This window comes from Brevibacterium sp. CS2, from assembly GCF_005280295.1.
Classification (GTDB): Bacteria; Actinomycetota; Actinomycetes; order Actinomycetales; family Brevibacteriaceae; genus Brevibacterium; species Brevibacterium pityocampae.
The window spans coordinates 1817902-1843581 of sequence record NZ_CP040020.1 but is presented as its reverse complement, the minus strand read 5'-3'; the positions used below and the strand labels follow the sequence as shown (position 1 = coordinate 1843581).

At 69.8% G+C, this 25680-nt stretch carries 25 protein-coding genes and 3 pseudogenes; 16 read left to right on the top strand and 12 right to left on the bottom strand.

The annotated features are described in order from the left end of the window. The first annotated feature begins 24 nt into the window (after nt 1-24). The gene (locus FDF13_RS08155; RefSeq protein WP_137319203.1) at nt 25-420 is read left to right on the top strand and encodes a metallopeptidase family protein; all 396 of its coding nucleotides are present in this window, start codon (nt 25-27) and stop codon (nt 418-420) included. A gap of 51 nt (nt 421-471) precedes the next feature. Here the strand turns inward: FDF13_RS08155 and FDF13_RS08150 are convergent, their stop codons facing one another. The 8 genes and pseudogenes from FDF13_RS08150 to FDF13_RS08115 all read right to left on the bottom strand — a co-directional run bounded on the left by FDF13_RS08150 (nt 472) and on the right by FDF13_RS08115 (nt 10104). After that, complete coding sequence (locus FDF13_RS08150) at nt 472-1917, bottom strand: DUF5719 family protein (RefSeq protein ID WP_137319202.1); 1446 nt, start codon at nt 1915-1917, stop codon at nt 472-474. After that, the gene (locus FDF13_RS08145; protein ID WP_137319201.1) at nt 1914-4934 is read right to left on the bottom strand and encodes a glycosyltransferase family 2 protein; all 3021 of its coding nucleotides are present in this window, start codon (nt 4932-4934) and stop codon (nt 1914-1916) included. The genes FDF13_RS08150 and FDF13_RS08145 overlap by 4 nt, the downstream gene beginning before the upstream one ends. Next, on the bottom strand, nt 4931-5323 hold the full coding sequence (locus FDF13_RS08140; protein ID WP_295689568.1) for a WhiB family transcriptional regulator: 393 nt from the start codon (nt 5321-5323) through the stop codon (nt 4931-4933). The genes FDF13_RS08145 and FDF13_RS08140 overlap by 4 nt, the downstream gene beginning before the upstream one ends. Before the next feature lie 355 nt (nt 5324-5678). Then, nucleotides 5679-6398: pseudogene (locus tag FDF13_RS08135) on the bottom strand (AAA family ATPase); the annotation flags it as partial. A gap of 53 nt (nt 6399-6451) precedes the next feature. Next, nucleotides 6452-7270, bottom strand: coding sequence for an AAA family ATPase (locus FDF13_RS08130; protein WP_037161208.1), 819 nt, complete (start codon nt 7268-7270; stop codon nt 6452-6454). A 123-nt stretch (nt 7271-7393) separates the two neighbouring features. Next, a pseudogene (locus FDF13_RS08125) lies at nt 7394-8590 on the bottom strand (IS3 family transposase). An 85-nt stretch (nt 8591-8675) separates the two neighbouring features. Then, nucleotides 8676-9065: a Mu transposase C-terminal domain-containing protein gene (locus tag FDF13_RS08120; RefSeq protein ID WP_254668743.1), complete on the bottom strand. Its 390-nt coding sequence runs from the start codon at nt 9063-9065 to the stop codon at nt 8676-8678. Nucleotides 9066-9206: 141 nt separating this feature from the next. Next, a protein-coding gene (locus FDF13_RS08115; RefSeq protein ID WP_175406849.1) for an IS5 family transposase occupies nt 9207-10104 on the bottom strand; the annotation gives its coding sequence in 2 pieces (ribosomal slippage) (nt 9207-9746 and nt 9748-10104; 897 coding nt in all). Nucleotides 10105-10193: 89 nt separating this feature from the next. On the opposite strand from FDF13_RS08115, the gene FDF13_RS08110 reads away from it, so the two are divergent. After that, nucleotides 10194-10511: a helix-turn-helix domain-containing protein gene (locus tag FDF13_RS08110; protein ID WP_010080477.1), complete on the top strand. Its 318-nt coding sequence runs from the start codon at nt 10194-10196 to the stop codon at nt 10509-10511. A 17-nt stretch (nt 10512-10528) separates the two neighbouring features. Further along, complete coding sequence (locus FDF13_RS08105) at nt 10529-11587, top strand: transposase (RefSeq protein ID WP_368074059.1); 1059 nt, start codon at nt 10529-10531, stop codon at nt 11585-11587. Here FDF13_RS08105 and FDF13_RS08100 read toward each other — a convergent pair. Continuing rightward, a pseudogene (locus FDF13_RS08100) lies at nt 11470-12249 on the bottom strand (DDE-type integrase/transposase/recombinase); the annotation flags it as partial. The gene FDF13_RS08105 and the pseudogene FDF13_RS08100 sit on opposite strands and share 118 nt — an antisense overlap. Before the next feature lie 7 nt (nt 12250-12256). Then, nucleotides 12257-12853, bottom strand: a complete 597-nt coding sequence (locus FDF13_RS08095; protein WP_010534181.1) for a recombinase family protein — start codon at nt 12851-12853, stop codon at nt 12257-12259. A 193-nt stretch (nt 12854-13046) separates the two neighbouring features. Between FDF13_RS08095 and FDF13_RS08090 the strand changes: the two genes are divergently transcribed. Then, nucleotides 13047-13406 (top strand): helix-turn-helix transcriptional regulator, encoded by a 360-nt coding sequence (locus tag FDF13_RS08090; RefSeq protein ID WP_006590980.1) that lies wholly within the window; start codon nt 13047-13049, stop codon nt 13404-13406. Continuing rightward, nucleotides 13403-14005 carry a cadmium resistance transporter gene (locus FDF13_RS08085; RefSeq protein ID WP_016997609.1) on the top strand — a complete coding sequence of 201 codons (603 nt, stop codon included), beginning with the start codon at nt 13403-13405 and terminating at the stop codon, nt 14003-14005. The genes FDF13_RS08090 and FDF13_RS08085 overlap by 4 nt, the downstream gene beginning before the upstream one ends. Nucleotides 14006-14709: 704 nt before the next feature. On the opposite strand, the gene FDF13_RS08080 is transcribed toward FDF13_RS08085, so the two are convergent. Together FDF13_RS08080 and FDF13_RS08075 are read right to left on the bottom strand one after the other, a co-directional pair. Next, nucleotides 14710-15801, bottom strand: a complete 1092-nt coding sequence (locus tag FDF13_RS08080; protein WP_137320433.1) for an ArsO family NAD(P)H-dependent flavin-containing monooxygenase — start codon at nt 15799-15801, stop codon at nt 14710-14712. Between the two features lie 13 nt (nt 15802-15814). After that, complete coding sequence (locus tag FDF13_RS08075) at nt 15815-16174, bottom strand: helix-turn-helix transcriptional regulator (RefSeq protein WP_254668742.1); 360 nt, start codon at nt 16172-16174, stop codon at nt 15815-15817. Between the two features lie 77 nt (nt 16175-16251). On the opposite strand from FDF13_RS08075, the gene arsB reads away from it, so the two are divergent. The 11 genes from arsB to FDF13_RS08025 all read left to right on the top strand — a co-directional run bounded on the left by arsB (nt 16252) and on the right by FDF13_RS08025 (nt 25615). Beyond that, nucleotides 16252-17370: an ACR3 family arsenite efflux transporter gene (gene arsB, locus FDF13_RS08070; RefSeq protein ID WP_137319199.1), complete on the top strand. Its 1119-nt coding sequence runs from the start codon at nt 16252-16254 to the stop codon at nt 17368-17370. After that, nucleotides 17367-17801, top strand: a complete 435-nt coding sequence (locus FDF13_RS14990; RefSeq protein ID WP_217494835.1) for a low molecular weight phosphatase family protein — start codon at nt 17367-17369, stop codon at nt 17799-17801. Before arsB ends, FDF13_RS14990 begins: the two co-directional genes overlap by 4 nt. A gap of 27 nt (nt 17802-17828) precedes the next feature. Continuing rightward, complete coding sequence (locus FDF13_RS14985) at nt 17829-18269, top strand: arsenate reductase ArsC (protein ID WP_217494834.1); 441 nt, start codon at nt 17829-17831, stop codon at nt 18267-18269. Between the two features lie 12 nt (nt 18270-18281). Then, nucleotides 18282-19265 (top strand): thioredoxin-disulfide reductase, encoded by a 984-nt coding sequence (trxB, locus tag FDF13_RS08060; RefSeq protein ID WP_137319198.1) that lies wholly within the window; start codon nt 18282-18284, stop codon nt 19263-19265. After that, entirely contained in the window at nt 19258-20604 is a 1347-nt protein-coding gene (locus tag FDF13_RS08055; RefSeq protein ID WP_137319197.1) for an FAD-dependent oxidoreductase, read from the top strand. Before trxB ends, FDF13_RS08055 begins: the two co-directional genes overlap by 8 nt. Nucleotides 20605-20616: 12 nt before the next feature. Next, nucleotides 20617-21246, top strand: coding sequence for an arsenate reductase ArsC (locus FDF13_RS08050; RefSeq protein ID WP_137319196.1), 630 nt, complete (start codon nt 20617-20619; stop codon nt 21244-21246). A 205-nt stretch (nt 21247-21451) separates the two neighbouring features. After that, nucleotides 21452-22240, top strand: coding sequence for a 2-phospho-L-lactate transferase CofD family protein (locus FDF13_RS08045; RefSeq protein WP_175406915.1), 789 nt, complete (start codon nt 21452-21454; stop codon nt 22238-22240). Then, entirely contained in the window at nt 22237-23415 is a 1179-nt protein-coding gene (locus FDF13_RS08040; protein ID WP_254668741.1) for a coenzyme F420-0:L-glutamate ligase, read from the top strand. The genes FDF13_RS08045 and FDF13_RS08040 overlap by 4 nt, the downstream gene beginning before the upstream one ends. A gap of 4 nt (nt 23416-23419) precedes the next feature. Next, on the top strand, nt 23420-24184 hold the full coding sequence (locus FDF13_RS08035) for a TIGR03089 family protein (RefSeq protein WP_137319194.1): 765 nt from the start codon (nt 23420-23422) through the stop codon (nt 24182-24184). Further along, the gene (locus tag FDF13_RS08030) at nt 24172-24942 is read left to right on the top strand and encodes a CoA transferase subunit A (protein ID WP_137319193.1); all 771 of its coding nucleotides are present in this window, start codon (nt 24172-24174) and stop codon (nt 24940-24942) included. The genes FDF13_RS08035 and FDF13_RS08030 overlap by 13 nt, the downstream gene beginning before the upstream one ends. A 1-nt stretch (nt 24943) precedes the next feature. After that, nucleotides 24944-25615, top strand: a complete 672-nt coding sequence (locus tag FDF13_RS08025) for a 3-oxoacid CoA-transferase subunit B (RefSeq protein WP_137319192.1) — start codon at nt 24944-24946, stop codon at nt 25613-25615. Nucleotides 25616-25680 lie beyond the last annotated feature (65 nt).

Genomic DNA, 25680 nt, shown 5'->3' with positions numbered 1-25680 from the left:
CGAGAGTCTAATACAATCGGCCCCATGTCCCGCTCCCACGCCCGCGACCGGCACGGCCGCGGCCTGCGCGGGGAGATCTTCTCCGCCCCGGTGCCGAGCGCGCGCTCGCGCGCCGCGCGCTTCGACCGCCTCGCCGCGCGCATCATGGACCGGATCCGCTCCCGCGCGGACGGCGAGCTCGACGGGGTCGTGCTCGCCGTCGACCGGGTGCCCCCGCCCACCGGTGCCGTCGAGCTCGGACGCGTGTTCCCGGCCGCTCCGGGCCGGCCGGCGACGATCGTCGTCCACCGGCTGCCGATCGCCTCGCGCTGCGCGGACCGCGAGGAGCTCGTCGACCTGCTCGGCCGGATCATCGGCGAGCAGGCCGGGCTGCTGTGCGGCCGCGATGCCGCCGAGCTGTGGCCCGAGGCGCGCGGCTGACCCCCGCCCGCCGCGCCTGCCGTCCCGCGCCCTGCGCACACCGGCGCACGCTCAGTGCCCGAGGCGGATGTCGCGGTAGCCGATCCCGGTGGGCGGCGCGGGCACGACGAGCCCGCTGATCCCGGCCTCGCTCACTGCCATCGCCGCGGCATGGACGCGCACTCCGTCGGGGGTGTCGAAGCGCAGCCCGGTGACGGCCTCCCCGAACAGCGCGCTCGGCGTCACCGTGCTCGCCCGGTCCGGGGACAGGTCGACGGCGTGCGGCTCCGTGCTCGTCCCGTCCTCGCGCACCCCGGTGAGCACCACCTCTCCGTCGGCGCTGCCGAGCACGACCTCCGCCGCCGGCCCGCGCGGCAGCAGGAGGAGCTGGCCGGCGCGCAGCGGAGCCGTCGCGGGCACCTCGGCGAAGTCGCCGTCGGCGGCGAGGCGGGCCCCGGCGTGGACGGGGGCGTCGGCGGTGATCCGCACGACCCCGGCCGGGACCTCGCCGAGCGCCACCTCCACGCTGCCGTGGGCCGGGATCGCAGCGGAGCCCGCCTCGATCTCCACCGGGCCGTCGGCGCCGAGGTACTCGATGCGCGCGCTCGCCGCGGTGTCGCCGGGGTTGACGATCCGCACCGCGGCGGAGCCCGCCGCGGCGAGGGGGACCTCGGCGGTGGAGCCGGCCGGAGCGGTCGGGACCCCGTACTCGATGCCGAGCGCGGTCAGACCGTCGCGCTCGATCTGCTGGAGGGCGGCGGTCATGAGCCCGCCGGCGGCGCGCAGCTCGATCCCGAGCACCTCCTCGTCCGGAGCGAGCGCGCCGAGCTGGACGGCACGCTGCTCGCCCGGCGCCAGGCTCAGCGCGTCCTCCCCGGCTGCGGCCACGCGGCCGTGCGCACCGCGCAGCGCGATCTCCACGGTGATCGACGAGGCCGAGGGGTTGCCGATGAGGAGCCGGGAATCGGCACCGGCGGCGGTGCCGCCGGCGGTGAGCACCGCGCGGGTGGCCGGCCGGGTGCAGCTGAGCGCGGCGAGCCCGGCGAAGTCCCCGGAGTCGGCGGCGACGGTCTGCGCGGCGGACACGAGGGCGGGGTGCTCCTCCGCGGCGAGCCCGGTGATGCGGGTGGGCGCGTCGACGAGGTCGTCGCCGGTGACGAAGCCGCGGGAGGTGCCGACGGTGAAGTTCTCCGCACCGTCGAGGGACTCCGAGCGCAGACCGGCGGCCTGCGCGGTGCCGTCGGGGGCGGAGGTGAGGACGGTCGCCGACTGCACCGTCGCCGGCGGGGCGGGATCGGTGGAGAACTCCGCGTCGGTGCCGGCGGCCTCCTCCGCCGTCTGCCAGGGACCGGGGCACACGGACACGGTGTCCGAGGCGGGCAGCCGGATCTGCTCCGGGCCGCGCTGCACGGAGCCTCCCGCGAGCGGGGTGAGGAAGCCGGTGGCGGCGATGAGCACGCCGGGCACCGCGATCCCGGCGAAGGTCACGAGGGACCGCAGGTTGCGCTCGCTGATCATGTCCCGGCCCTCCTCGGCGGTGCGGTGCGGCGGACCGGGACGGCACGGCTGCCCCCGGTGCGCAGCGGTGCGTCCGACCGGCCGAAGGGCAGCGCGGTGATGACGGCGAGTCCGAGCACGACGAGGCCGGTGACGGCGAGCACGGTGTGACCGGCCCGGCGGTCCTCGAGGGTGCCGCTGCCGCCGGCGGCGGGGACGGCGTGGGCGGTGCGCCACCCGGCCTCGGCCGCGGGCAGCGGCGCGCCGTCCAGGCGCACCGAGGTGAGTCCTGCGCGCTCGGACACGACGAGGGTGCGTCCGTCCTCGCCGGCGGGGATCGTGAACGCCCCGTCGTGGACCTCGACGGGTTCGACGCTCCCGTCGGGGTGGACGAGGGAGACGGCGGAGATCGGCGCTCCGTCGGTCTCGACCTGCCACAGGCGGCCCTGCGCCGAGTCGCCGAGCCGGGTCAGCCCGGTCGACACCGACACGTCCCGGCTCAGCGAGTCCTCGGCGGTGTCGCGGACGACGACGAAGCCCACGGCGAGCTCCTGCAGCGCCGGGCGCACATCGGAACCGTCGCCGGCGGTGAGGCCGCCGATCGCGGTGGCGAGCGCGGTGTCGGCGGCGTCGAGGGGCTCCGGGCGGCGATCGAACGGCCCCCCGCCGATCCGCTGCGCCTGGTGGAGGGTCGCAGTGGTGAGCACGGTCCCGGTGCCCGGCCCGGCGAGCTCGCCGTAGAGCTGGCCGTCGCGGGTGTCGAGGACGAGGGTGCGCTGGCCGAGCGGGCCGGTGGCGCGCTCGGTGGCGAACGCCGGCAGCGGGGAGTCCGGGGTGCGGGTGAGCGCGAGCCCGCCGAGCAGTGACTGGGCGGTGAATACGCCGAGCACGAGCAGGGCGGCGCCCGGGACGAGGACGCGCAGGCTCACCGAGCGCAGCCGGGAGGCGCGGTCGAAGTCCGCCGGCCACAGGGCGCAGGCGATGAGCCCGACCGCGCCGAGCCCCATGAGGAGCAGCGAGTCGCCCGGGTAGGAGGCGATGAGCCGGTCGGCGGTGAGCCCGGCCTCGAGCGCGGACTGGACGATCCCGCCGGCGAGCCCGGCGCAGTAGAGCACGGTGGAGGCGAGCAGCAGGCCCAGCGAGTTCTTCACCCGGGTGAGCGCGAGCGCCCCGGCGAGCAGGAGCGGGAGCATGAGGGCGAGCAGGATCCACGGGGTGGCGCCGTCGGGCAGCCACTGGTCGAGGAGCGCGGACCCGGGCCGGGCGGCATAGCCGAGACCGAGCTCGTAGCTCGCCGGGGTGGCGAAGTCGAACGGTGCGCCGGGGTTGGTGAGGAACACATCGAGGTGGCGCACGGCGGAGACGAGCCAGGGGGCGAACAGGCCGAGGGTCGGCAGCAGGGTCCAGACGAGGCCGGGGCGGCGCAGCACGACGAGGAGCACGAGGAGCGCCGCGGTCACCGGCAGGACGAGGAACGGGGCGCCGGCGAGCACGACGGCGAGCGCGAGTCCGGCCCCGGCGGCCGCGGTGGCGCGGCGCAGGCGCACGGCCCGTTCGAGCGCCCAGCAGGCGACCGGCGCGAGCAGCCAGGCCACGACGGTGCCGAGGCGGCCCTCGAGCAGGGCGAGGAGGAGCGCCGGGGAGCAGGCCCAGACGAGTGCGAGCAGCCCGCGGATGCCGGCCGGCGGTGCGAGACGCGCGGCGCACAGGTACATGATGAGGGCCGCGCCCGGCAGCGCGGCGAACCACAGCACGCGCACGAGCAGGTCGAGGTCGCCGAGGAACGGCAGCGCGGCGATGAGCAGGACGGTGAGCAGCGGGTCGGCGGGCAGCGCGGAGCCGAGCCCCTGGCGGTCGACCGGGGTGAGGATCCGGTCGAGGACGGCGCCGGCGGGGACGTCGAGGCGCGGGAGCGCGCCGCCGGTGAGCGCACCGGGCCCGGCGAGCGAGTGGAGCATGAGGCCGGAGGCGATCCCGGTGGCGACGAGGACCGCGGTGAGCGGGTGGAGGAGGAGGCTGCGGCGGCCGGCGACCTCGATCGTCGAATAGCGCGCGACCTCGCCGGCGGTGTCGAGCGGACCGGCGTCGCGCTCGTTCTCCGCGGCCGGCTCCCCGTCGTCGTGCAGCTCGCGCCGGGCGATCTCGAGGGCGTGCCGGCTCGCGAAGAGGACGGATGCGGGATCGCGGCCGGAGCGGGTGCGCCGGACCCGGGCGGTGGCACGGGCGTCGGCCGGGAGCGCGAGGAGGGCGCGGAGGTTCCAGGCCGCGCGGCGCGGGTCGTTGGCCAGCAGGCAGCCGAGGGCGGCGAGGAGCGCGGCGGCTCCGAGCCGGACCATCGTCCAGGTGGTCCGGGACCGCGGGGTGAGCGCGAGCCGGTACCGGTGCTCCTCGCGCAGGGCGCGCGGGCTCGGCAGGGGGCGGGCCGAGGAGCGGTACGGCCCGGCCTCGGGCACGGCGACGACCGCACCGGGCGCGAGCTCGATGCGGTACCCGGCGGCCCGGATCCGGCGGCAGTACTCGATGCCGCGGTACGCCGGGTCGAGCGCGGGGGACGGCACGCCGATGGCGCGCACGAGCGCGGCGGGGACGAGCATCCCCGGGACGTCGACGGCGAGCACGTCCTGCCGGCGGTCGTACTGACCGGCGTCGGTCTCGCCCGGGGTCACCGGGTTGACGCGCAGGCCGTCGGGGGTCGTGGTGACCCCGGCGGACACGAGCAGCGGGGCTGTCGGACCGGCCGTCGTGACGACGGGTCCGACGGCACCGAGGGTCTCGGCGGTGTTGAGCGCCTCGATGAGGAGCGGGAGCGCGTCGGGATCCGGCTCCGCGCCGGGGGTGAGGAACCAGACGTACTGCGAGCGCTCGAGGACGGGCGCGGAGGCGGCCTCGGCGTGGGTGTGGACGCCGGCGCGCGCCGGGCCGGAGGACAGCGCGAGGAAGCCGGTGACATCGGCGTGGTCCCGGCGCAGCGCGGCGAGCCTGTCGGGTGCGATCGGCCCGTCGTCGAGGTCGACGACGACGGTCACCGCAAAGCTCACACCACCTGCTTCTTCAGCCGGCGGCGCTCCCTTTCCGACAGTCCGCCCCAGATCCCGAAGCGCTCGTCGTTCTCGAGCGCGTACTCCAGGCACTGCGTGCGCACCTCGCAGGAGGCGCACACCTTCTTCGCCTCACGCGTGGAGCCGCCCTTCTCCGGGAAGAACGCCTCCGGGTCCGTCTGCGCGCACAGGGCCTGGTCCTGCCAGGACAGCACGCCGTCCTCGAGGCCGCCGAACAGCAGCGAGAGCGGGGACACGGCGGCCTCGGCCTCGGACCGGGTCGGGATCGGCGAGAGATCCGTGGGGTCGAGCGAGAGCGGGTCCGGGACGAAGCCGGGCGCCGGGCGGGTCGGGTCGACGAACCAGTCCTCCGCGGTGCGCTCGGTCACCGACGGATAGTGCGGTGCCCGCCATTCCTCTGCGTGATGTCGCGCTTCTGGCACGATTTCCCCCTGCTCTAGTTCGGGTCCGGACGGCGCTGCCGCCGCTCCGTTCCCGGTTTTCCCCTACCGAAATTACACGCGTGTCATTACCCATAAGTCAACCCCGCGAGTGCTAGATGGACCGGCCCGCGTCTCGCTATTCGAACAGGCGTTCCCCGTCGTTCCGACGCATGTCACTACATCTTGGGCTGCGGCACTCGCCGGACCACAACCTGTGGGATCTCCGGCACCGGTGGGAAGTTTCCCATGATTGTGACTGTTAGCTCGAGTTGGCGGCTTTCTGCAGCTGGAGGTGGCGGCTTCAGGTGATGCCGATGACGAGCGTGGAGCGGGCGGCTTCGACGACGTCGTCGGTGATGGTGTTGAGATCGTTGATCTTCATGATGCGTTCCATCTGGGTGAAGAGTCGGTCGACGAGGCGGAAGTTGCCGCGGGTGATGCGAGCGATCGCCGCGAGGGCTTGGGCGTCGGTGAAGTCGTCGGGGTCGAGGGTTTGGCCGAGTTTGCGCCAGCGGCGTTCGAGGACGAAGCGGAGTTCGTCTTCGGCGAGGGGCCGGTACTCGTGGGCGAAGCCGACGCGGCTGTAGAGCTGTGCGTAGCGGCTGAATTGCTTCTCGATTCCTGGCATTCCGATCAGGATGAGCGCGGTGTTGGTGCGGTCATAGCTGTCGCGTAGGTACTCCAGAGCGGCAGGGCGAAGTCGTTCGGACTCGTCAATCATGATGAGTTCGACGTGCTTGTCCCAGTGCATAACCGGTCCTTGTCGCGTGCCGTTCTTGTTCAGGTGTTGGTCGATGCAGATCGCCACGCGAGAGGTGATGTGGGTGAGGTCTTGCATGAACTGGCGAGGGCTGGCGAGGACCTGCGGGGTGTAGAACACGGTTCGCCTTTGGGCTAAGGCGGCGTAGACCTGGTGGTCCGAGTCATCGCGGGGCCCCCATTGTTCCAGGAGTTTCTCGGCCTTGTGCCAGTTGGCATATCGCCTGGCCGACAGGGTTTTGCCGATTCCTGCCTGCCCGTAGCTGTGACTTCGTCTGCTGAATGGCGGGGTTCTTCGGTCGCTTCGTGGCGGGGTCAGGTGACACCGATGACCAGGGTGCTCTGTGCGGCTTCGATGACGTCGTTGGTGATGGTGTCGAGTTCGTTGATCTTCAGGACCCGCTGGATCTGGGGGAAGAGGCGTTCGAGGAGCCGGAAGTTGCCGCGGGTGATCCGTGCGATGGCTGCGATGGCTTGGGCGTCGGTGAAGTCGTCGGGGTCGAGGGTCTTGCCGAGGGATCGCCAGTGTCGCTCGAGGACGAACAGCAGTTCGTCTTGTCCCAGGGGCCGGTACTGGTGGGCGAAGCCGACTCGGCTGTAGAACTGGGGGTAGTGGCTGAACTGCTTCTCCAGGCCGGGCATGCCGATCAGGATCAGGGCGATGTCGTCGCGGTCGTAGCGATCGCGCAGCAGTTCCAGAGCGGCGGGACGCAGTCGTTCGGCCTCGTCGACGATGATCAGCTCCACGTAGTTCCTGCCGTGTCGCCATCCCCAGGCCTCGGGAGTGGCCGTGCCGGGAGGTACGAGGTGCTGCTCGATGCACATGTTGGTGCGGGTGATGGCTTGGGTCAGCTCGTCCTTCAGGGTCCGCGGGGTGGTCAGCACGCTGGGGGTGTAGAGCACGGTGCGGCTCCGGTTCAAGGCGGCGTAGATCTTGGCGTCGTTGTCGGAGCGCGGCCCCCAGTAGGTCAGCAGGTCATGAGCCTTCTCGTAGTGTGCGTAGCGGCGCGCGGAGAGTGTCTTTCCTACGCCGGCTGATCCGAAGCACAAACCGATGGTGTGCCCGCGGCGCACGGCGTCGGCGAACTCGGTGAAGCGGCGGTGCTCCTTGGTGACGATGAAGCGCTGGCTCACCTGAGGTCCTCCTTGTAGATCTTCAACGCCGACCTCGGCGCCGGAGCCGGTGCTTCGGTGATCCGTGGCGTCTTGGGCTGTGTCAAGGAATGTGGACAGTCCCTACGAGTTTTCCTTCTCTGCTCAGGCCGCCTGGACGAGGTCTTCAGCGGCGCCGTGGTGATCGTTCCAAGCTTGTACCGGTGTCCGGTAGCTCAGCGCTGAGTGGCGCCGACGGCGGTTGTAGAACACCTCGATGTACTCAGCCACCGCCAGCCGGGCTCGACCGCGGGTCTCGAAGACTTGCTGGTAGTACATCTCGTTCTTCAAAGTGGCGAAGAACGATTCGGCCGCCGCGTTGTCCCAGCACACCCCTGTCCGACCCATCGACTGGAAAACCCCGTTCTCACTGCAATAACGGGTGAACTCATCCGAGGTGTACTGCGATCCATGGTCGGAATGGAAAAATCGCTCCTGCCGTGGCTCCGCCTTGCGTGCGCGCCATCTCAAGAGCATCGACGACCAGGCTGGCGCGCATGCGCTCGGCGATCTGCCAGCCGATGACCATGCGCGTAGCCAAATCGATCACCGTGGCCAGATACAACCAGCCTTGGCCGGTGCGCAGGTAGGTGATGTCGCCGACCAGCGCCTGCCCCGGCGCATAAGAGTCCGGGTCGAAGTCGCGTTCCAGCCGATCGGTGAAAACCTGGGCCTGCTCATCGACGACGGTAGTGCGCTTGTAGGCGCGCTTCTGGATCGCAGCCAGCCCCAGTTCGCGCATCAGATCGGCCACCAGTCCCACAGAGCAGGGGAACTCGTTGTCGTTGAGCTCGGCCGCGATCCGCCGGCATCCCGCAGTCCCGCGCTGCTGTGCGAAGACCCGTACGATCTCGCTCTTCAGCGCCTCGCGACGCGCCTGCGTCGCCGTGAGGGTCCCGACTCGAGCCCGCCACGCGTAGAACGACGACCGGGCCACGCCCAGCTTCTGACACATCCAGCTGATCGGATAGTTTCCCTTCTCCGCCTCGATCAGGGCTGACTTCTCATTCAGTCCTGCTCCCTGGCGAAGAAGGCCGCGGCTTTTTTTAAGAACTCGTTCTCCATCCGCAGCCGCCGGACCTCGTCTTCCAACTCAGCCAGCCGAGCGTGATCGGCCGGCTTCAACTCTTGAACCGGTTCCGGGTTGTCCTGCCGGTAACGCTTGACCCAATTGCCCAAAGTCCCCGGATTGACCTGCAGCTCGCCGGCCACCTCGACGATCGGCCGATCGTTCTGCACGACCAGCTGGACCGCCTCAGCCTTGAACTGCGGGCTGAACTTCCGCCGTGATGCACTTGCCATGCTCTTGATCCTCTCCCATCAAGAGGAACTGTCCAAGAACCTTGATACACCCCATCTCGGTAGGTGCGGCCACGAGGGCGATGCGTTAGTTGATGCTGGCTCGCAGCGCTCGGCGGCGGGCGTTGCGCGCGGCCTGGATCTCCTTGAGGCTGACCTTTTGATCGTGGTGCTCTTGGTTGACGGCCTTGCAGACGAATTCGGCGTGATCGAAGACGCGGATCTCGGTGATGTCGCGGGGGTCGTAGCGGATCACGACCGAGCGTCCGACGTAGCCGGCCAGAGTTGGCGAGACGTAGCGCAGGCCCTGGAAGCGGATGCCATCGCGGCGCACGACGCGGGTCTTGGCGACGGTCAACAGCAGTCTGTCGAGGTCTTCCAGGCTGTCGGGCATTCGGGGCAGCCAGCCGTCCGCGATCCACGCGCTGCGCGGGGAGGTTCCGAGCTCGCTGTGCGTGCGGTCGTTGTAGGTGGCCACGAACGCCTCCAGGGCGCTATCGAGGTCGGCCAGGGACAGTTTCGGTGTCGGCCAGGGGTCCCCTTCGGTGATGTGTCCGGGCAGGGTGGCGAGTAGCTCGGTGTTGATGGTCCCGAAGAACCGCTCTGTCGCGCGTCAGACTTAGGGCGTGTCCGATAAATGGTGTAGCCACGCAATAGCCGCGTTGAGTACGACTGCTGCGCGGTAGACGATGGCGAGTTTGTCGTAGCGGGTGGCCAGGGCCCGCCACTGCTTCAGGCGGCTGTAGCCGCGCTCGATGACGTTCCTGCCCCGGTACTTCTCGGCGTCGAACTTCGGCGGCCTGCCTCCCTTGGAGCCGCGGCGCTTGCGGTGGCCCTGTTGATCTTTCGGCTCGGGGATGACTGCTTCAATCCGGCGGCTGCGCAGGTAGGCACGATTGGCCCGCGAGGAGTACGCCTTATCGCCCAGCAGTGCTGTCGGCCGGGTGCGGGCGCTACCGAGTCCGGGGCGCTGGACCCGCAGCTGATCCATGAGCGGGATGAGCATCGGGCAGTCGCCGTCCTGGCCGGCGGTGCACACGGTGACCAACGGCAGTCCGTGGCCGTCGACGAGCTGATGGGTCTTTGTCGACAGCCCACCCCGGGACCGGCCCAGCGCGTGGTCAGGCGGCTCGACGTCCGGATTCGTGTAGTTCGACGAATCCCTTTTTTAGGCGCGTGATGTTCGTTGAGTGTTGATGAGCACGCGCGATCGTGGAGTCCACCGACAGCGACCAGTCGAGCTCGCCGGCAGCGTCAGCGTGAGCGGTCAAGCGGGCCAGCGCGGTGTCCCAGGTGCCGTCGCCGGCCATCCGGCGATGCCAGGTCCATACCGTCTGCCACTTGCCGAACGTCTCGGGCAGGTCCCGCCAGGCGATCCCGCATCGGTAGCGGTAGATGATGCCCTCGACCATCTGGCGGGCATCAGCGAAGGGCCGGCCCCTGCGGCCGGTCGGAGCAGGCAGCAAGTCAGCAATCAGCGACCATTGAGCATCCGTGAGCAGTTGGAATCTCGACATGCTCCCAGGCTCTCAGCCAGCGAACCACATCATTGTCAGACACGCCCTAGTGGCAGGGTCGTTATGTAGGTCCTGAAGGAGAGTCAGACATGGGTAGACCACCCTCGATTCCGGCGGAGAAGAAGACCCGGATCGTGTTGAGCGTGCTGGCCGGCGAGATGTCCATCGCCGAAGCGGCACGCAAGGAGAAAGTCAGTGAGCAGTCCATCGGACGGTGGAAGGCCGAGTTCCTGGAAGCCGGCAAGACCGCCCTGGTGGCCGGCAGGTCCGGACCATCCTCCCGAGAGGAACAGCTGGAGGCCGAGGTCGCCGAGCTGACCCAGGCCTTGGGCGAGGCACACCTGGAAGCCAGGGTGTGGAAGAAGTCCGCGGAGGGCCGGCTGGGCCCTTCGAGGACCTCGAGGTGATCCGCGTGGAAGCGGGCATGTCGACCGCGAGGTTCTGCCAGCTCTTCGACATGCCCGAGCGGACCTGGCGCCGCTGGCAGGCCAAGGCCCGCACCGGGACGGCGGTGAAGGGACCGTGGCCGCAACCGGCACGGCAGGCCGCCAGCGAACTGGTGGTCACGCACGCGCTGGCCCATCCGGCGTGGGGGCATCGGAAGATCTGGGCAATGGTCCGCCACGACGGGCATGTGGTTTCCGAGGCGACCGTGCTGCGAATCCTGCGCGACGAGGGGCTGATTCTGCCCGCGCAGTACCAACGGGAGCGACGGAAGCCGGCCGAGCGGCGCAAGGCCGCGTTCGCCACCGAGCCGACCGGTCCGAACCAAGTCTGGCAGCTGGACTTCAGCGAGTTCGAGACCACCACCGGAGGGACCTGGCGGCTGGCCGGGTGCCGGGACTACTGGTCCAAGTACGAGCACCCCTTCCACGTTTTGCCCACCGGGAACCAGCACGACGCGATCGACGCGATCGAGTTGGCCCTGGCCGACTACGAGGCCATGTTCGGTCACCCGCTGGTCGAGGCCTGCCCGGTCGATCCCGAGACCGGTGAGCTGTTGCCCGTGGTGACCATCGTGACGGACAACGGCGGGCCGTTCCGGTCCTTCCGCTTCGAGTCCTTCATCGCCGCCCACCCCGAGCTACACCACGTGCGCACCCGAGTGAAGACCACGGGGCAGAACGGGTCCCGTGAACGCGGCTTCGGCACGCTGAAGTACGAACGGCTCTACCTGGACGAGATCGACGACGCGATCGTGCTCGCCGAGCGGGCCGAGGACTACCGGATCGAGTACAACGAGCTCCGGCCCCACGAGGCCATCTCATGGAACCGGCCCAAGGAGGTGCACCCGGGGCCTGGCCGACCCCACCACCCCGACATTCAAAACCAAGGAAATCCTGCCAACTACTTGACGCGGGACAGCTCGATCTTGCCCCGTCCCTGGGGTCGGGCGACGGTGGAGTGGATCAGTCGGATATGGAGGTCGACGGCGGTGTGGGCGAGCTGGTCACTGGTGAAGTCGCTGCCGTGGTCGACGTAGAGCACGTCGGGCAAGCCGCACATCGGCCAGGCCGGGTCGGTCTTGTGCCAGATCGCTTGGCGCAGCGCCAGGGCGGTGTTCATCGCCGACGGTGCGCCCAGGAAGACTGTGTAGCCGCAGACCGCCCGGGAGCAGTCGTCGAGGATCGTTGTCAGCCATGGCCGTGCGGGCTTGCCGTCGGTGCCCACCACCAGGATGTCGAGCATGGTGTGATCGGATTGCCACATCGCGTTGGGCAGCTCTGCTTGCCGGCGTAGCACCAGCTCGTGCTTGTCGCGGTAGGACGCTGCGCCCTCCAGGGCGAGGGTGACCATGCCGGGATCCAGGGTCCGCACGATGTCCCACACCACCGAGTAGGAGGGGACCGGCCATCTCCGGGTGGCGCAGATGCCGGTGACTTTGCGATGGATCGTGGCGATGGCCGGCCGCGGCTTGCTCAGTGCCAGGCCCTCGATCAGGTCGACGAGGTCGGGCGGAAGGCGGCGGGTCCCGGTGTCCGCCCGTGAGGCTGTCTCCAGTCCGGCGTAGCCGTCGGCGCGGTAGCGGGCGTGCCAGCGCTCCAGGGTCCGCAGCCCTACATCGGTCTCGCGAGCTAAGCGCGCGAGGGGCACCTGGTCCTCGACGTGGAGCCTGAGGATTCGCCACCGCGCTCGAGCGTCCACGACGCACCTACTGCAAGGCGTTCTCGCGCCCGCGCTCGGCGCGCTGAAGGGCGCGGTAGACCGTGGAGCGGCCCACGCTGAACAGCTCGGCCAGCTCGCCCACGGTGTGCTCGTCGGCGGCATGTAGCTGGACGAGGTGAGCTTCTTGCCGGGGGGTGAGTTTCGGTGACTTCCCGCGCAGCCGGCCCTTGGCCTTGGCGACCTTCATCCCCTCGCGGGTGCGGGCACGGATGAGGTCGGCTTCGAACTCGGCGACCATCGCCAGCACGTTGAACAACAGTTTCCCCATCGGGTCGGTCGGGTCGTACACCGATCCGGCGATGCTCAGCTTCACTTCCCGCGCCGCGAGGTCGTCGGCGATCTGGTGGGCATCACGGACTGAACGCGCCAGCCGATCGAGCTTGGTGACCACGAACGTATCGCCGTCCCGACAGGCAGCCAGCGCCTGCCGCAGGCCCTCACGGTCGGCGTTGCGGCCCGTGAGCCCGTGATCGACGTAGATGCGCTTGGGATCGACGCCGAACGCCGCGAGTCCGTCACGCTGCGCGGTCAGGTCCTGCTCGTCGGTGGAGACTCGGGCATAGCCGACCTTCAAGGGGGACATGCTCCCCAGTGTGTCATATAGCCTCCCTTCACCGGACAGTTCACCGGACGGGTCTTACGGGACAGCCCGCCAGGCGTGCCGTCGTTCCTCTCGATAAGTAGCGGTGGTGTCCGGTGAGGGTTCCCCTTACGGGCATGCGATCTGGGCTGACGCCTGTGACCGAGTGTTCAGTGCGCGCTGTATAGTTCAGTCCATGCTGACTATTGCTTCGCGTCTCGACGTGATGAACCGCCTGGGTCGTGCACTGGCCGACCCCACTCGATCCCGGATCATCTTGACCCTGCTCGACCATCCCGCTTACCCGGCGGAACTGGCCCGAGATCTGGACCTGACACGCCCGAACGTGTCCAACCACCTGGCATGCCTGCGCGATTGCGGGATCGTCGTCTCCGAGCCCGAGGGTCGTCGGACACGATATGAGATCGCCGATTCGCACCTGGCGCAGGCGCTGACGGCACTGGTCGATGCCACCCTGGCAGTGGACGAAGACGCCCCGTGCATCGATCCCGCCTGCTCGCTTCCCGGATGCGACGCAGCTGGGGAGGGCGCATGATCCTCACCTCGGTCTTGCAGGCGATGGGCCTGTTCGCAGCGACCAACATCGACGACATCATCGTGCTCTCCCTCTTCTTCGCGCGAGGGGCAGGCCAGCGCGGCACTACCGCCCGCATTCTGGCCGGCCAGTACCTCGGATTCGCCGGCATCCTCGGTGCCGCGGTCCTGGTGACCATCGGTGCCGGAGCATTCCTGCCCTCGGCAGCCATCCCGTACTTCGGTCTCATCCCTCTGGGCCTCGGCCTCTGGGCCGCATGGCAGGCCTGGCGCGGAGACGATGACGACGATGACGACGAGGCCAAGGTTGCCGGCAAGAAGGTCGGCGTGTGGACAGTCGCAGGCGTCACCCTTGCCAACGGCGGCGACAACATCGGCGTCTACACCCCTGTCTTCCTCAGCGTGGAACCTCTCGCAGTAGTCGCCTACTGCATCGTCTTCCTCGCGCTCGTCGCGGTCCTGGTGGCCCTGGCAAAGTTCGTCGCCACCCGCCCCCCGATCGCCGAAGTGCTCGAACGCTGGGAGCACATCCTCTTCCCCATCGTTCTCATCGGCCTCGGCATCGTGATCCTCGTCAGCGGCGGAGCCTTCGGACTCTGACGTAGCGGCAGCGATCCAAACGGCCCCGACCGGGCGCACCCCTCTCGGTTCAGACCGCGACACCTACCTGCAGCCAGTCCTGCGTGATCGCGGCAACAAGACCGCCACGGAGCGCTGCAAAAACCCCGCCACCAAGCGAACGAAGCCACAGATTTCTCCTGGTGCCGACGACGATGCGCCGGTGGCGCGATGTCTTGTAGCGAAAACGGTCGTTACTGCTACAGCCGCAGCCTGACCGCGTTGTCGGTGAGATAAGCAGGCCGGAGGAAGCCCCCACCTGCTGAGGGTGACGATCATGGATCGAACCGCGATCAGAGATGGATACAGCCGCAACTGTGCCGAGTTAGAGGCTGCCTGCCCTGCACCGCGCGAGCGGCTCCGAGGCGCGACGGGGCAGCAACGGCACCCGATGGACGTGTACGCCTACCCGATCCGGCATTTCGACTTTCATGCATCCCAGCTCAGCCTGCCCGGAACCCGGACGGCTTCTGCTTGAGACGAGCAGGATCGCCCTGGGTGCGGCCGACCAGAATATGGTCACTCGTGGCGAAGAGCGTCATGCATCGCGCGCAGTGCCATGGTCGCCCGCGACGGCCAGATCCTCACAGCAGCAATCCGGATACTGCTCACAGGCGCGCACGATCACGCCCCGCCTGACCGCGCATCCGCAGTCCGCGCACATCATCTCCATGCGCTGATGGTACTCACCGTGCTCGTGCAGAGATGGCCGCAGCAGTCGTGGCGGACTCAAGATCGCCGGCGATGGCGCCGACCGTGGCTTTCGCGGTGGATCCGACTCCGATGAGGGTGGCCGATCCGGGGCCGGTCCAGTCCCCGTAGCCTGCGAAGTAGAGACCCGGGATCCGGGGTGAGGCCGTTCCATTGAGCTTGATCGTCCCGTCTGACTCCCGGAGGTTGAGTTTGTGCAGATGGCGCAGCGCCGGTCGGAAGCCGGTGCACCAGATCACCGTGTCGATCCGGCGTGTGCTGCCGTCATTCCAGATCACGCTGTCGGGGGTGAAGCGTTCGAACATCGGGTGCGGGATCAGCAGCCCTGCGCCCCGCGCTTTCTTGACGGGTGGGACGGCGACGATGTCGCCCAGGTCCGCGACGCCGCCGGAGTCCGGCTCTCCGGCGGCCAGTGCGCGCACCCGCTGGCTGGCCACCCGGAAAAGTTCACGCCCGTCGACGCCGTCGGGCAGGTAGCGCGGCGCACCGCGCAGGCACCAGGTCACCGTCGCGGCGTCGACGAGATCGGCTGCGATCTGCGCAGCTGAGTTCGCTCCGCCGACGACGAGGACGGATTGGCCCTCGAACTGCTGCGGGCCGCGATAGTCGGCACTGTGGATCTGGCTCCCGCGGAAATTCCTCTGTCCGGGCATGGTTGGCCAGAAGGGCTGAGACCATGTGCCTGTCGTGTTGACGACGGCACGCGCCCGCCACTCGCCGGCATCGGTGAGCAGCTGGAATCCCTCGCTGGTTTGGACGACCTGATCGACTCGAACCGGGCGTACGACCGGGAGCGAATACCGCTCCTCGTAGTCGGCCAGATACCGGATCACGTGATCGGGGTCCGGGTTGCCACCGGCGGTCCTCGGCATCAGTCGGCCGGGCAGTGATGAGTACTCTGCCGGCGAGAACAGCCGCAGCGAGGGCCACACGTGCCTCCAGGCCCCACCGGGGTCCTCCTGGTCGTCGAGAATCACGAAGGACAATCCGGCGCGGCGCAGGTAGTAGCCGACTGCCAGGCCGGCCTGTCCGCCACCGATGACGGCAACATCGACTCGTTCTCTCACGTCCACTGCGCGGTCATCCGTCCAGGGCGAGGAACTGGCGCAGTTCGGCGAACGCTTCGTGCAGCACGGTGTAGTGCGCCCACTTCCCACGCTGTTCACGGGTCAGGAGGCCTGCCTCGACGAGTTTCTTGAGGTGGTGGCTGATCGTCGGCTGGCTGATGCCGAGTGTCTCGGTCAGGTCGCAGGCGCACACCGCGTCGCATCCCTGTGCGACCACATGCGACAGCACCCGCAGCCGAGTGGGGTCGGACAGCGCTTTGAGCTTTTTCGCCATTTGCTCGGCCTGGTCCGCGCTCAAGGGTGCGACTGCCAGCGAGCAGCAGTCGTTCGCATGGAGTGTGAGCAGTGTCACGTTTTCGAATGCAGTAGCCATCACTACATTATACATTGACGGCTATCGATGCGTCGGTTTAGTCTTCTCATAGACGTTCGTCGATACGAGGAGTTTGGATGAGTACCACTGCCACCACCCCCGCGCCTGCTGCGGCGCCGGTTCTGAAGGAGATGTCGTTCCTGGACCGGTGGCTGCCGGCGTGGATTCTGCTGGCGATGGCGGTGGGGCTATTGCTGGGTCGCTTCATCCCGGGACTGAACACCGCTTTGGAGGCGGTGAAGATCGGTGAGGTGTCGCTGCCGATCGCGATCGGCCTGCTGGTCATGATGTACCCGGTGCTGGCCAAGGTCCGCTACGACGAGACCCACCGCGTCACGGGTGACAAGCGCCTGCTCACCCTGTCGCTGGTCCTCAACTGGATCGTCGGCCCGGCGCTCATGTTCGTGCTGGCGTGGATCTTCCTGTCCGACCTGCCCGAGTACCGCACGGGACTGATCATCGTGGGCCTGGCCCGGTGCATCGCGATGGTGTTCATCTGGAACGACCTGGCCTGTGGCGACCGCGAGGCCGCCGCCGTGCTCGTCGCCATCAACTCGGTGTTCCAGGTTGTCGCCTTCGGCGCCCTCGGCTGGTTCTACCTGCAGCTCCTGCCGTCGTGGCTGGGACTGCCCACCACCTCGGCGGACTTCTCCGTCTGGGCGATCGTGGCCTCGGTCCTCGTCTTCCTCGGCATTCCGCTCCTGGCCGGCTTCCTCACCCGCGTGTTCGGGGAGAAGGCCAAGGGTCGGCAGTGGTACGAGGAGACGTTCCTGCCCAAGATCGGTCCCTGGGCGCTCTACGGACTGCTGTTCACCATCGTGCTGCTGTTCGCGCTGCAGGGGGATGCCATCACCTCCCAGCCGCTGGACGTCGCCCGGATCGCAGTGCCCCTGCTGCTGTACTTCGTGCTGATGTTCGCCATCAGCCTCTTCGCATCCAAAGCTGTGGGACTCAACTACGCGAAGTCGACCGCGGTGGCGTTCACCGCCGCGGGCAACAACTTCGAACTCGCGATTGCCGTGGCGATCGGCACCTTCGGAGTCACCTCCGGGCAGGCGCTGGCAGGAGTCGTCGGCCCCCTCATCGAAGTCCCCGTCCTCGTCGGCCTCGTCTACGTGTCACTGTGGGCCGGCCGCAGACTCTTCCCCAACGACCCGACTGTCCCCGCACGCAGAACCTCTGGAGTCCGAGCATGACCAGCACCTCTGACACGAACAAGCCCAGCGTCCTCTTCGTCTGCGTCAAGAACGGCGGCAAGTCCCAGATGGCCGCCGCGCTGATGCGCCACCATGCCGGCGACGCGGTTGAGGTGCACTCGGCCGGCACCAAGCCCGGCACCTCCCTCAACAACCTGTCCGCCGACGTGGTCGCCGAGGTGGGCGCAGACATGTCCGGAGAATCGCCCAAGCCCATCGATCCCGAGCTGCTGCGCCGGGTCGACCGGGTCATCGTCCTCGGCGAGGAAGCCCACGTCGAACCCGTCGACGGTATGACCGCCACGATCGAAACCTGGAACACCGATGAGCCCTCGAAGCGCGGCATCGAGGGCATCGAACGGATGCGGCTGGTCCGCGACGACATCGACGCCCGCGTGCAGGCTCTGCACTCTGAACTTCTCAACGACTGAATACCCACTCCCGGATTGGATGGTCCTATGACCGCTGCCCCCAACACCACCACGACCAAGCCCAGCGTGCTGTTCGTGTGCGTCCACAACGCCGGCCGCTCCCAGATGGCCGCCGGCTACCTCACCGAACTGTCGGGCGGCCGGATCGAGGTCCGGTCGGCCGGCTCGGAACCCGCCGACCAGATCAACCCGGTCGCCGTCGAGGCGATGGCCGAAGACGGCATCGACATCACCGCCGCGTCCCCGAAGATCCTCACCACCGACGCCGTCAAGGCCTCCGACGTCGTCATCACCATGGGCTGCGGGGACGCGTGCCCGATCTTCCCGGGCAAGCGCTACGAGGACTGGGACCTCGCAGACCCGGCCGGCCAGGGCATCGAGGCGGTCCGCCCGATCCGCGATGACATCAAGGCCCGCATCGAGCAGCTCGTCTCCGAGCTGCTGCCGGCATCGACCGGCGCGAAGTGAGGCGCTGACACCATGACGACCACCAGCACCCAAACGGATGAGCTGATCATCATCGGGTCCGGCCCCGCAGGTTATACCGCCGCGATCTACGCGGCACGCGCCGGGCTGTCCCCGCGCGTGATCGCCGGATCCGTCACCCACGGCGGCGCCTTGATGAACACCACCGACGTCGAGAACTTCCCCGGATTCCCCGGCGGCATCCAGGGCCCGGAACTCATGATGGGACTCAGCGAGCAGGCCGCAAACTTCGGGGCCCGCATCGAGTACGACGACGCTTCCGCCGTCGACCTGACCGGGCCCCTGAAAGAGGTCACGACCCTGTCCGGTGCCACCTACCGAGCACCGGCCGTCATCGTCGCCGCGGGTTCGGCGTACAAGGAGCTGGGACTGGCCGATGAGAAGCGGCTCACCGGGCACGGCGTGTCCTGGTGCGCCACCTGCGACGGGTTCTTCTTCCGCGACCAGCACATCATCGTCGTCGGCGGTGGGGACTCGGCCATGGAGGAGGCACTGTTCCTGACCCGGTTCACCGCGACCGTGACCGTGGTGGTCCGGCGCGACACCCTGCGCGCATCGAAGATCATGGCCCAGCGGGCACAACAGAACGAGAAGATCCGCTTCCTGTACAACAGCCAGATCACCGCCATCCACGGAGACGAAAAGGTCACGGGCGTGAGCGTGACCGACTCACTCACCGGCAACACCAGCCAGCTGGATGCCACCGGGATCTTCGTCGCCATCGGGCACCTGCCCCGCACCGAACTCGTCAAGGGCCAGCTGGAACTCGACCCGGACGGCTACATCGTCGTCGACGCCCCGACCACCGCCACCAACCTGCCCGGCGTCTTCGCCTGCGGCGACGCGGTCGACCACCGCTACCGGCAGGCCATTACCGCCGCCGGCACCGGGTGCGCCGCCGCCCTAGACGCCGAACGCTTCCTCGCCGCCACCGAACCGGCAACCGCCCCCGTCCTTCAGGAGACCAGCCATGGCTGACACCACCAACCACACCGAGAGTCTGCCGGTCGTCGTCATCGGCGCCGGCCCCGTCGGGCTGGCCACCGCCGCCCACCTGCGCGAACGCGGCCTGACCCCGCTGGTGCTGGAGGCCGGCAGCACCAGCGGCGCCGCGATCCGCGACTGGGGCCACACCCGCCTGTTCTCGCCGTGGCGGTTCAACATCGACGACGCCGCCCGCCGCCTCCTCGAGGCAGACGGCTGGCAGGCCCCGAACCCGGAAGTCCTGCCCACCGGTCACGAGCTGATCACCGACTACCTGACCCCGCTGGCAGACGCGCTGGGCGACGTCGTCCGCACCGACGCCCGCGTCATCGCGGTCTCCCGGGAAGGGATCGACAAGACCCGCAGCACCGGCAGGGAGACCACCCCGTTCCTCGTCCGCATCGCCTCCTCCGACGGATCGTCCGAGGACGTGTTGGCGCGCAGCGTCATCGACGCCTCGGGCACCTGGCACCAGCCCAACCCACTCGGCCGGTCCGGCCTGCCCGCCCCCGGAGAAGCCGAGGCGACAGCCCGCGGCCTCATCACCCAGCCCCTGCCCGCCGTCACCGGTGTCGACCGTGACCGGTTCGCCGGCCGCCACGTCCTCGTCGTCGGCGCTGGCCACTCCGCGGCCAACACGCTGCTCGACCTCGCCGAGCTCGCCGACGACAACCCCGCGACCCGGATCAGCTGGGCCGTCCGGTCAGCGGACGCCTCCCGCGCCTACGGCGGCGAAGACCGCGACGAGCTCGCCGCCCGCGGCGCCCTGGGCACCCGCCTCCGGGACCTGGTCGAATCCGGCCGAATCGATGTCCACACCTCGTTCGTGATCACCGGCTTCGAAACTCACGGCGAGCAGCTGCACGTCCAGGCCGCAGGACCCAGCGGCGCCGAGAAGCTCACCGTGGACGTCCTCGTCCCGGCCACCGGGTTCCGCCCCGACCTGTCGATGCTGACCGAGCTGCGCCTCGACCTCGACCCGACCGTCGATGCACCCCAGAAGCTCGGCCCGCTCATCGATCCGGAGTTCCTCTCCTGCGGCAGCGTGCCCCCGCACGGCGAACGCGTGCTGGCCCACCCCGAGCCCGGGTTCTACATCGTCGGCATGAAGAGCTACGGCCGCGCACCGACGTTCCTCATGGCCACCGGCTACGAACAGGTCCGCTCCATCGCCGCAGCACTGGCAGGTGACCGGGTCGCCGCCGACACCGTCCACCTCGAACTGCCCGAGACCGGCGTCTGCACCACAGACCTCGGCGGATACTGCGACGTGCCAGCCGGGCCACTCCCGGTGACCATCGGCGGCGCACCCACCTCCTCCTGCTGCTCCTGAAAGGACCAGGCCATGGCCGCCGACACCCCGCCGCTCGACACCCAAGTCCTCCAACACACAGCCGATGACCTCGCCCGCAAGTACGAGGGAATCTTCTCCCCGGAGACCATCGAGCGCTACGTCTTCGAGTCCTACACCACCCTGTCGCGGACCGCGAGAATCCGCGACCACCTGGCGATCCTCGCCGAACGGTTCGCCGCCGACCGCCTCCGCGCTCTCGCCCTGGCACAGGGCAAAATCGAGACAACCGTCCCGCAGGTGCTGTTCGTCTGCGTGCACAACGTCGGACGCTCCCAGATCGCCAGCGCCCTGCTGGCCCACTACGCCGGCGACCGGGTCGAGGTCCGCTCGGCCGGCTCGCTGCCCGGATCCGAGGTCCACCCCCTGGTGATCGACGCGCTGGCCGAACGCCACATCGACCTGTCCGGAGCCTTCCCCAAACCACTGACCGACGACGTCGTCCGCGCAGCCGACTACGTCATCACCATGGGCTGCGGCGACGCCTGCCCCATCTACCCCGGCAAACGCTACCTGGACTGGGAACTGGCCGACCCCGCCGAGGAGACACCGGAACGAATCCGCGAAATCGTCGACCAGATCGACGACCGCGTCCGCGCCCTGTGGACCGAGATCCAGAACTGACGACGGCCCACCGGGCAAGAACAGAAGCACCCGGAGCCGCCAAGCGAAACTGCGATTCCCCGCCATCTCCCGCTAACAGTCACACCCATGATTCTCCTCGCACTCTCCCCCACCGGGTGGGCGCCGTGCTGCAGTGGTGCGCGCGGGGCCGCGCTCGCGGTCGCGCGGTGGGCACGGCCGGTCGAATCCTGAGAACATGGAGTCCATGAGAATCACAGTGCTGCCGCTCACGGACACCTCGACCGACGTGCTCGCCGACGTCCTCGCCTTCACCTCCGACCGGACCGAGGACCGGGTCACCGTCATCGCCTCGACGTTCACCGACGTCACCGTGCACGGGCTGCGCTTCAGCCCGGACATCGACGCCTGCCTGCTCCCGCCGAGCACCGCGCTGCCCGGCGGTGCGGTCGAGGAGCTCGCCGCCTATCACGTCGACGCCGAGTGGTTCCCGATGACCGAGGCGAGCCTCGCCGCCGCAGTGCTGCGCACCCGCCTGCTCGCGCTCGGCTACCCGCTGTCCCAGGTCGTGCAGGCGATGGCGAGCCGCTTCTCCCCCGCCTTCAGCCTGCTGCCGGCCTCCGACGACGCCGTGGAGACCCTCGTCGTCGTGGAGCGCGACGGCCAGGAGGAGGCGTGGCCCGCCCGCCGGTTCCGCGCCGCCGACCCGCAGCGGGTGACCCGGGTGGTCCGCACCGGGATCGAGGGCGCGACCGCCGCCCCGGGGGTGCTGCGCGCGCTGCGCCAGGCCGACGCGATCATCGTCCGCGCCGACGAGTACGCCGCCCTCGACACCGTGCCGGTGCTCGAGCTCCCCGGCGTCCTCGACGCGCTCACCGGCACGCGCGCCACCGTGCTCCTCAGCGGCGGCGACTCCCTCCCCTCCGAGCTCCGCAGCCGGCTCGGAGCGACGGAGATCACCGGCGCCGTCGCCGAGGCGCTCGCCGGCGTGGAGCCCGCGGCACCGGCCGGCACCACGGTCTGGGACCGGGCGTGAGCGCCGAACCCGGCGCGTCCGCGCCCTCCCGCCTCCTCACCGCCTACGCGATCGCCGGCATCGAGCGGATCGCCCCGGGCACCGACCTCCCCGCAGTGCTGTGCACGGCGATCGACCGGAACCGGATCGAGATCAAGGACGGAGACGTGCTCGTCGTCGCCTCGAAGATCGTCGCGAAAGCCGAGGGACGGATCCGGCAGGCGGGCTCCCGCGCCGCCTTCGAATCCCTCGTCGCCGAGGCGAGCCTGAGCGAGGTCGCCGCCCGCACCTTCGACTCCGGAGCCGGGCCCGCCGTCGTCACGGTCGCGCGCACCGCCGCCGGCACCGTGCAGGCCGCCGCCGGGCTCGACCGCTCCAACGCGGACGGGCACGTCGTGCTCCACCCCGCCGACCCGGACGGCTCGGCGGCGATGCTGCGCGCCGCATTCGAGCGCTGGTTCGGCGTCCGGCTCGCCGTCGTCGTGTCCGATTCGACCTCGCGCCCGTGGCGCCGCGGCGTGTTCGACTTCGCGCTCGGCTCCGCAGGTCTCGCCGGCCTCGATTCCCAGCGCGGGCGCCCCGACGACGACGGCCGGGTGCAGACCGCGACCGAGCGCGCGGTCGCCGACGAGATCGCCGCGGCCGCCGACCTCGTCAAGGGTGCCGCCCGCGGGCTCCCGCTCGCCGTGGTGCGCGGGGTCGGCGACCTCCTCGACGAGGCGGACCCGGGGGCCCGCGCCCTCAACCGGCCCGAGGCGGAGGACTGGTTCCGCACCGGGCACGTCGAGGCGGTGCACGCGGCACTCGACTCCACCGGGCTCGCATGGCCGCCGGCCTCGGCCTCGGGCGACGACGACGTCCTCACCCGGGTGACCCGGGCGCTCGGCGCCGCCCGCGGCCGCACCGGGCGCACCCCGGGTCAGGACCGGTGGCGGCTGCGCGTCGACGGCGCAGGCGCCCGGATCCTCGTCCAGCGCAGCGGCTCGAACCCCCTCCCGGAGGCCGAGGGCCATCCGCTCGTCGAGGCGGCGATCGGTCTCGGAGCGCTCGTCGAGCGCCTCCACACCGCGCTCCACGCCGAGGGTCTGCGTGCCCGCGTGCGCTACGACTGGGCCGCCGATGCCTCGCCCAAGGGCGCCGCGCTCGCGATCGAGCTCGACCTCGCGCCCGGCACCAATGCCCCCGAGAGAGGATGAACCGATGAGAGACGTCGTCACCGCCCTGTCCGCCCGCTCCGAACCCGCCCTGATCTCCGTCACCGGCGACGGCGAGCGCCTCGAGCTCACCGGTGCGGTGCTCGGCAACTGGGTGCACAAGTCCGTCGGCCTGCTCGGCGAGCTCGAGATCGGGACCGACACCGCGCTCGGCATCGTCTGCCCCGCTCCCGCCGCGCTCCACTGGCGAGCGCTCGCAGCAGCGCTCGCCGCCTGGTCGCTCGGCGCCCCCGTCCACCTCCTCACCCAGGACTCCCCCGCTCCGGACGGACCGTGGGTCGCCCTCCGTCCGGAGGCGCTCCCGGGCGCGGGGTCCGGCATCGACGACTCCGCTGCCGAGGAGGTCCTCGTGTTCGCGACCGCCGCCCTCGCCCTGCGCTCGGAGACCGAGCCCGGCTGCACCGACTTCATCGCCGCCGTGCGCGCCCACCCGGACGTCGCCGCCCTCGGGAACCCGGCCTCCGCCGTGCTCGTCGGACCAGACGGCGACGCCGGGCCGATCCCGCTCGACCCGGCGGCCCTCGACGCGGCCGCCGCGGCCGCCGCACCGTCGGGCGATGGCGCTGCGGGCGACCCGGGCCCGCGGGCGCTGCTCGCCGGTCTGCCGGATGCCGCGGAGGTTCCGCTGCTGCTCGCGGCGCTGCGCTCCGGCGTGCTCGTCCTCACCGACACCGACGACCCGGTCCGGCTCGCGGAGCTCAGCCGCCTCGACGGTGTGGTCCATGGCACAATCGGGGCATGGACAAAGTAGTTGCATCGGCCGCTCAGGCGGTCGCGGACATTCCAGCCGGCGCGCAGATCGCGGTCGGGGGTTTCGGTCTCGTCGGGGTCCCGCAGGTGCTCATCAGGGCGCTGCGCGATGCCGGGGTCGGTGACCTCGAGGTGATCTCGAACAACGCCGGGGCCGGAGACTTCGGACTCGGGATGCTGCTGAATACGAAGCAGATCCGGCGCATGATCGCCTCCTACGTCGGGGAGAGCAAGGAGTTCGCCCGCCAGTACCTCGAGGGCGAGCTCGAGGTCGAGCTCACCCCGCAGGGCACCCTGGCGGAGAAGCTGCGCGCCGGCGGCGCCGGGATCCCGGCGTTCTACACCATCACCGGGTCCGGCACGCAGGTCGCCGAGGGCGGGATGCCATGGAAGTACGCCGCCGACGGCAGCGTGGAGATCGAGTCCCCACCGAAGGACACCCGGGTGTTCGACACCTTCGGATCCGAGCACACCTACGTCCTCGAGGAGTCCCTGGCCCCGGATTTCGCGCTCGTGCGCGCCGCGGTCGGGGACCGGCACGGCAACCTCGTGTTCCATCGCTCGGCCAGGAACTTCAACCCGCCGGCCGCGCAGGCCGCCCGGGTCACGATCGCGGAGGTCGAGAAGCTCGTCGAGCCCGGGGAGATCGCCCCGGACGAGGTGCACCTGCCCGGTGTGTTCGTCCACCGGGTGGTCGAGCTGACCGCGGAGCAGGCGGCGGACAAGAACATCGAGAAGCGGACTGTGAGGGAGGCCTGAGATGGCACTGACACGCAACCAGATGGCCGCCCGCGCGGCCGCCGAGCTCGCCGACGGCTCCTACGTCAACCTCGGCATCGGGCTGCCCACCCTGGTCCCGAACTACGTGCCCGACGGGGTGCATCTCGTGCTCCAGTCGGAGAACGGGATCCTCGGGGTCGGCCCCTACCCCACCGCCGAGGAGCTCGACGCGGACCTCATCAACGCGGGCAAGGAGACCGTCACGGTACTGCCCGGGGCGAGCTTCTTCGATTCCGCGACGAGCTTCGGGATGATCCGCGGCGGCAAGATCGATGCCGCGATCCTCGGGGCGATGCAGGTCGCGGGCAACGGCGACATCGCGAACTGGATGATCCCGGGCAAGATGGTCAAGGGCATGGGCGGGGCGATGGACCTCGTCCACGGGGCGCAGAAGGTCATCGTCGTCATGGAGCACGTCGCCCGCGACGGCTCCCACAAGCTCCTCGACACCTGCCTGCTGCCGCTGACCGGCAAGGGCGTGGTCGAGCGGGTCGTGACCGACCTCGCCGTGCTCGACGTCACCGGCACCGGGTTCCGCCTCCTCGAGCGCGCCCCCGGCGTGACCGTCGAGGAGATCACCGAGAAGACCGGCGCGAGGCTCGACATCCCCGACGAGGTCCCGGAGATCGAGGTCCCCGCCCACGTGAGCTGAGCTCCGGCCTCCCGGAGCCTCCCCTGCGCAACTGTGGGGCTTTCGGTGAACCGTGGTGGCGTTGA

Bases quoted from the DNA above. Each gene is read 5' to 3' on its own strand.
- FDF13_RS08155 (WP_137319203.1), top strand. From the start codon at position 25: ATGTCCCGCTCCCACGCCCGCGACCGGCACGGCCGCGGCCTGCGCGGG.
- FDF13_RS08150 (WP_137319202.1), bottom strand. From the start codon at position 1,917: ATGATCAGCGAGCGCAACCTGCGGTCCCTCGTGACCTTCGCCGGGATC.
- FDF13_RS08110 (WP_010080477.1), top strand. From the start codon at position 10,194: ATGGGTAGACCACCCTCGATTCCGGCGGAGAAGAAGACCCGGATCGTG.
- FDF13_RS08105 (WP_368074059.1), top strand. From the start codon at position 10,529: ATGTCGACCGCGAGGTTCTGCCAGCTCTTCGACATGCCCGAGCGGACC.
- FDF13_RS08095 (WP_010534181.1), bottom strand. From the start codon at position 12,853: ATGTCCCCCTTGAAGGTCGGCTATGCCCGAGTCTCCACCGACGAGCAG.
- FDF13_RS08090 (WP_006590980.1), top strand. From the start codon at position 13,047: ATGCTGACTATTGCTTCGCGTCTCGACGTGATGAACCGCCTGGGTCGT.
- FDF13_RS08085 (WP_016997609.1), top strand. From the start codon at position 13,403: ATGATCCTCACCTCGGTCTTGCAGGCGATGGGCCTGTTCGCAGCGACC.
- FDF13_RS08075 (WP_254668742.1), bottom strand. From the start codon at position 16,174: ATGGCTACTGCATTCGAAAACGTGACACTGCTCACACTCCATGCGAAC.
- arsB (WP_137319199.1), top strand. From the start codon at position 16,252: ATGAGTACCACTGCCACCACCCCCGCGCCTGCTGCGGCGCCGGTTCTG.
- FDF13_RS14990 (WP_217494835.1), top strand. From the start codon at position 17,367: ATGACCAGCACCTCTGACACGAACAAGCCCAGCGTCCTCTTCGTCTGC.
- FDF13_RS14985 (WP_217494834.1), top strand. From the start codon at position 17,829: ATGACCGCTGCCCCCAACACCACCACGACCAAGCCCAGCGTGCTGTTC.
- trxB (WP_137319198.1), top strand. From the start codon at position 18,282: ATGACGACCACCAGCACCCAAACGGATGAGCTGATCATCATCGGGTCC.
- FDF13_RS08055 (WP_137319197.1), top strand. From the start codon at position 19,258: ATGGCTGACACCACCAACCACACCGAGAGTCTGCCGGTCGTCGTCATC.
- FDF13_RS08050 (WP_137319196.1), top strand. From the start codon at position 20,617: ATGGCCGCCGACACCCCGCCGCTCGACACCCAAGTCCTCCAACACACA.
- FDF13_RS08045 (WP_175406915.1), top strand. From the start codon at position 21,452: ATGAGAATCACAGTGCTGCCGCTCACGGACACCTCGACCGACGTGCTC.
- FDF13_RS08035 (WP_137319194.1), top strand. From the start codon at position 23,420: ATGAGAGACGTCGTCACCGCCCTGTCCGCCCGCTCCGAACCCGCCCTG.
- FDF13_RS08030 (WP_137319193.1), top strand. From the start codon at position 24,172: ATGGACAAAGTAGTTGCATCGGCCGCTCAGGCGGTCGCGGACATTCCA.
- FDF13_RS08025 (WP_137319192.1), top strand. From the start codon at position 24,944: ATGGCACTGACACGCAACCAGATGGCCGCCCGCGCGGCCGCCGAGCTC.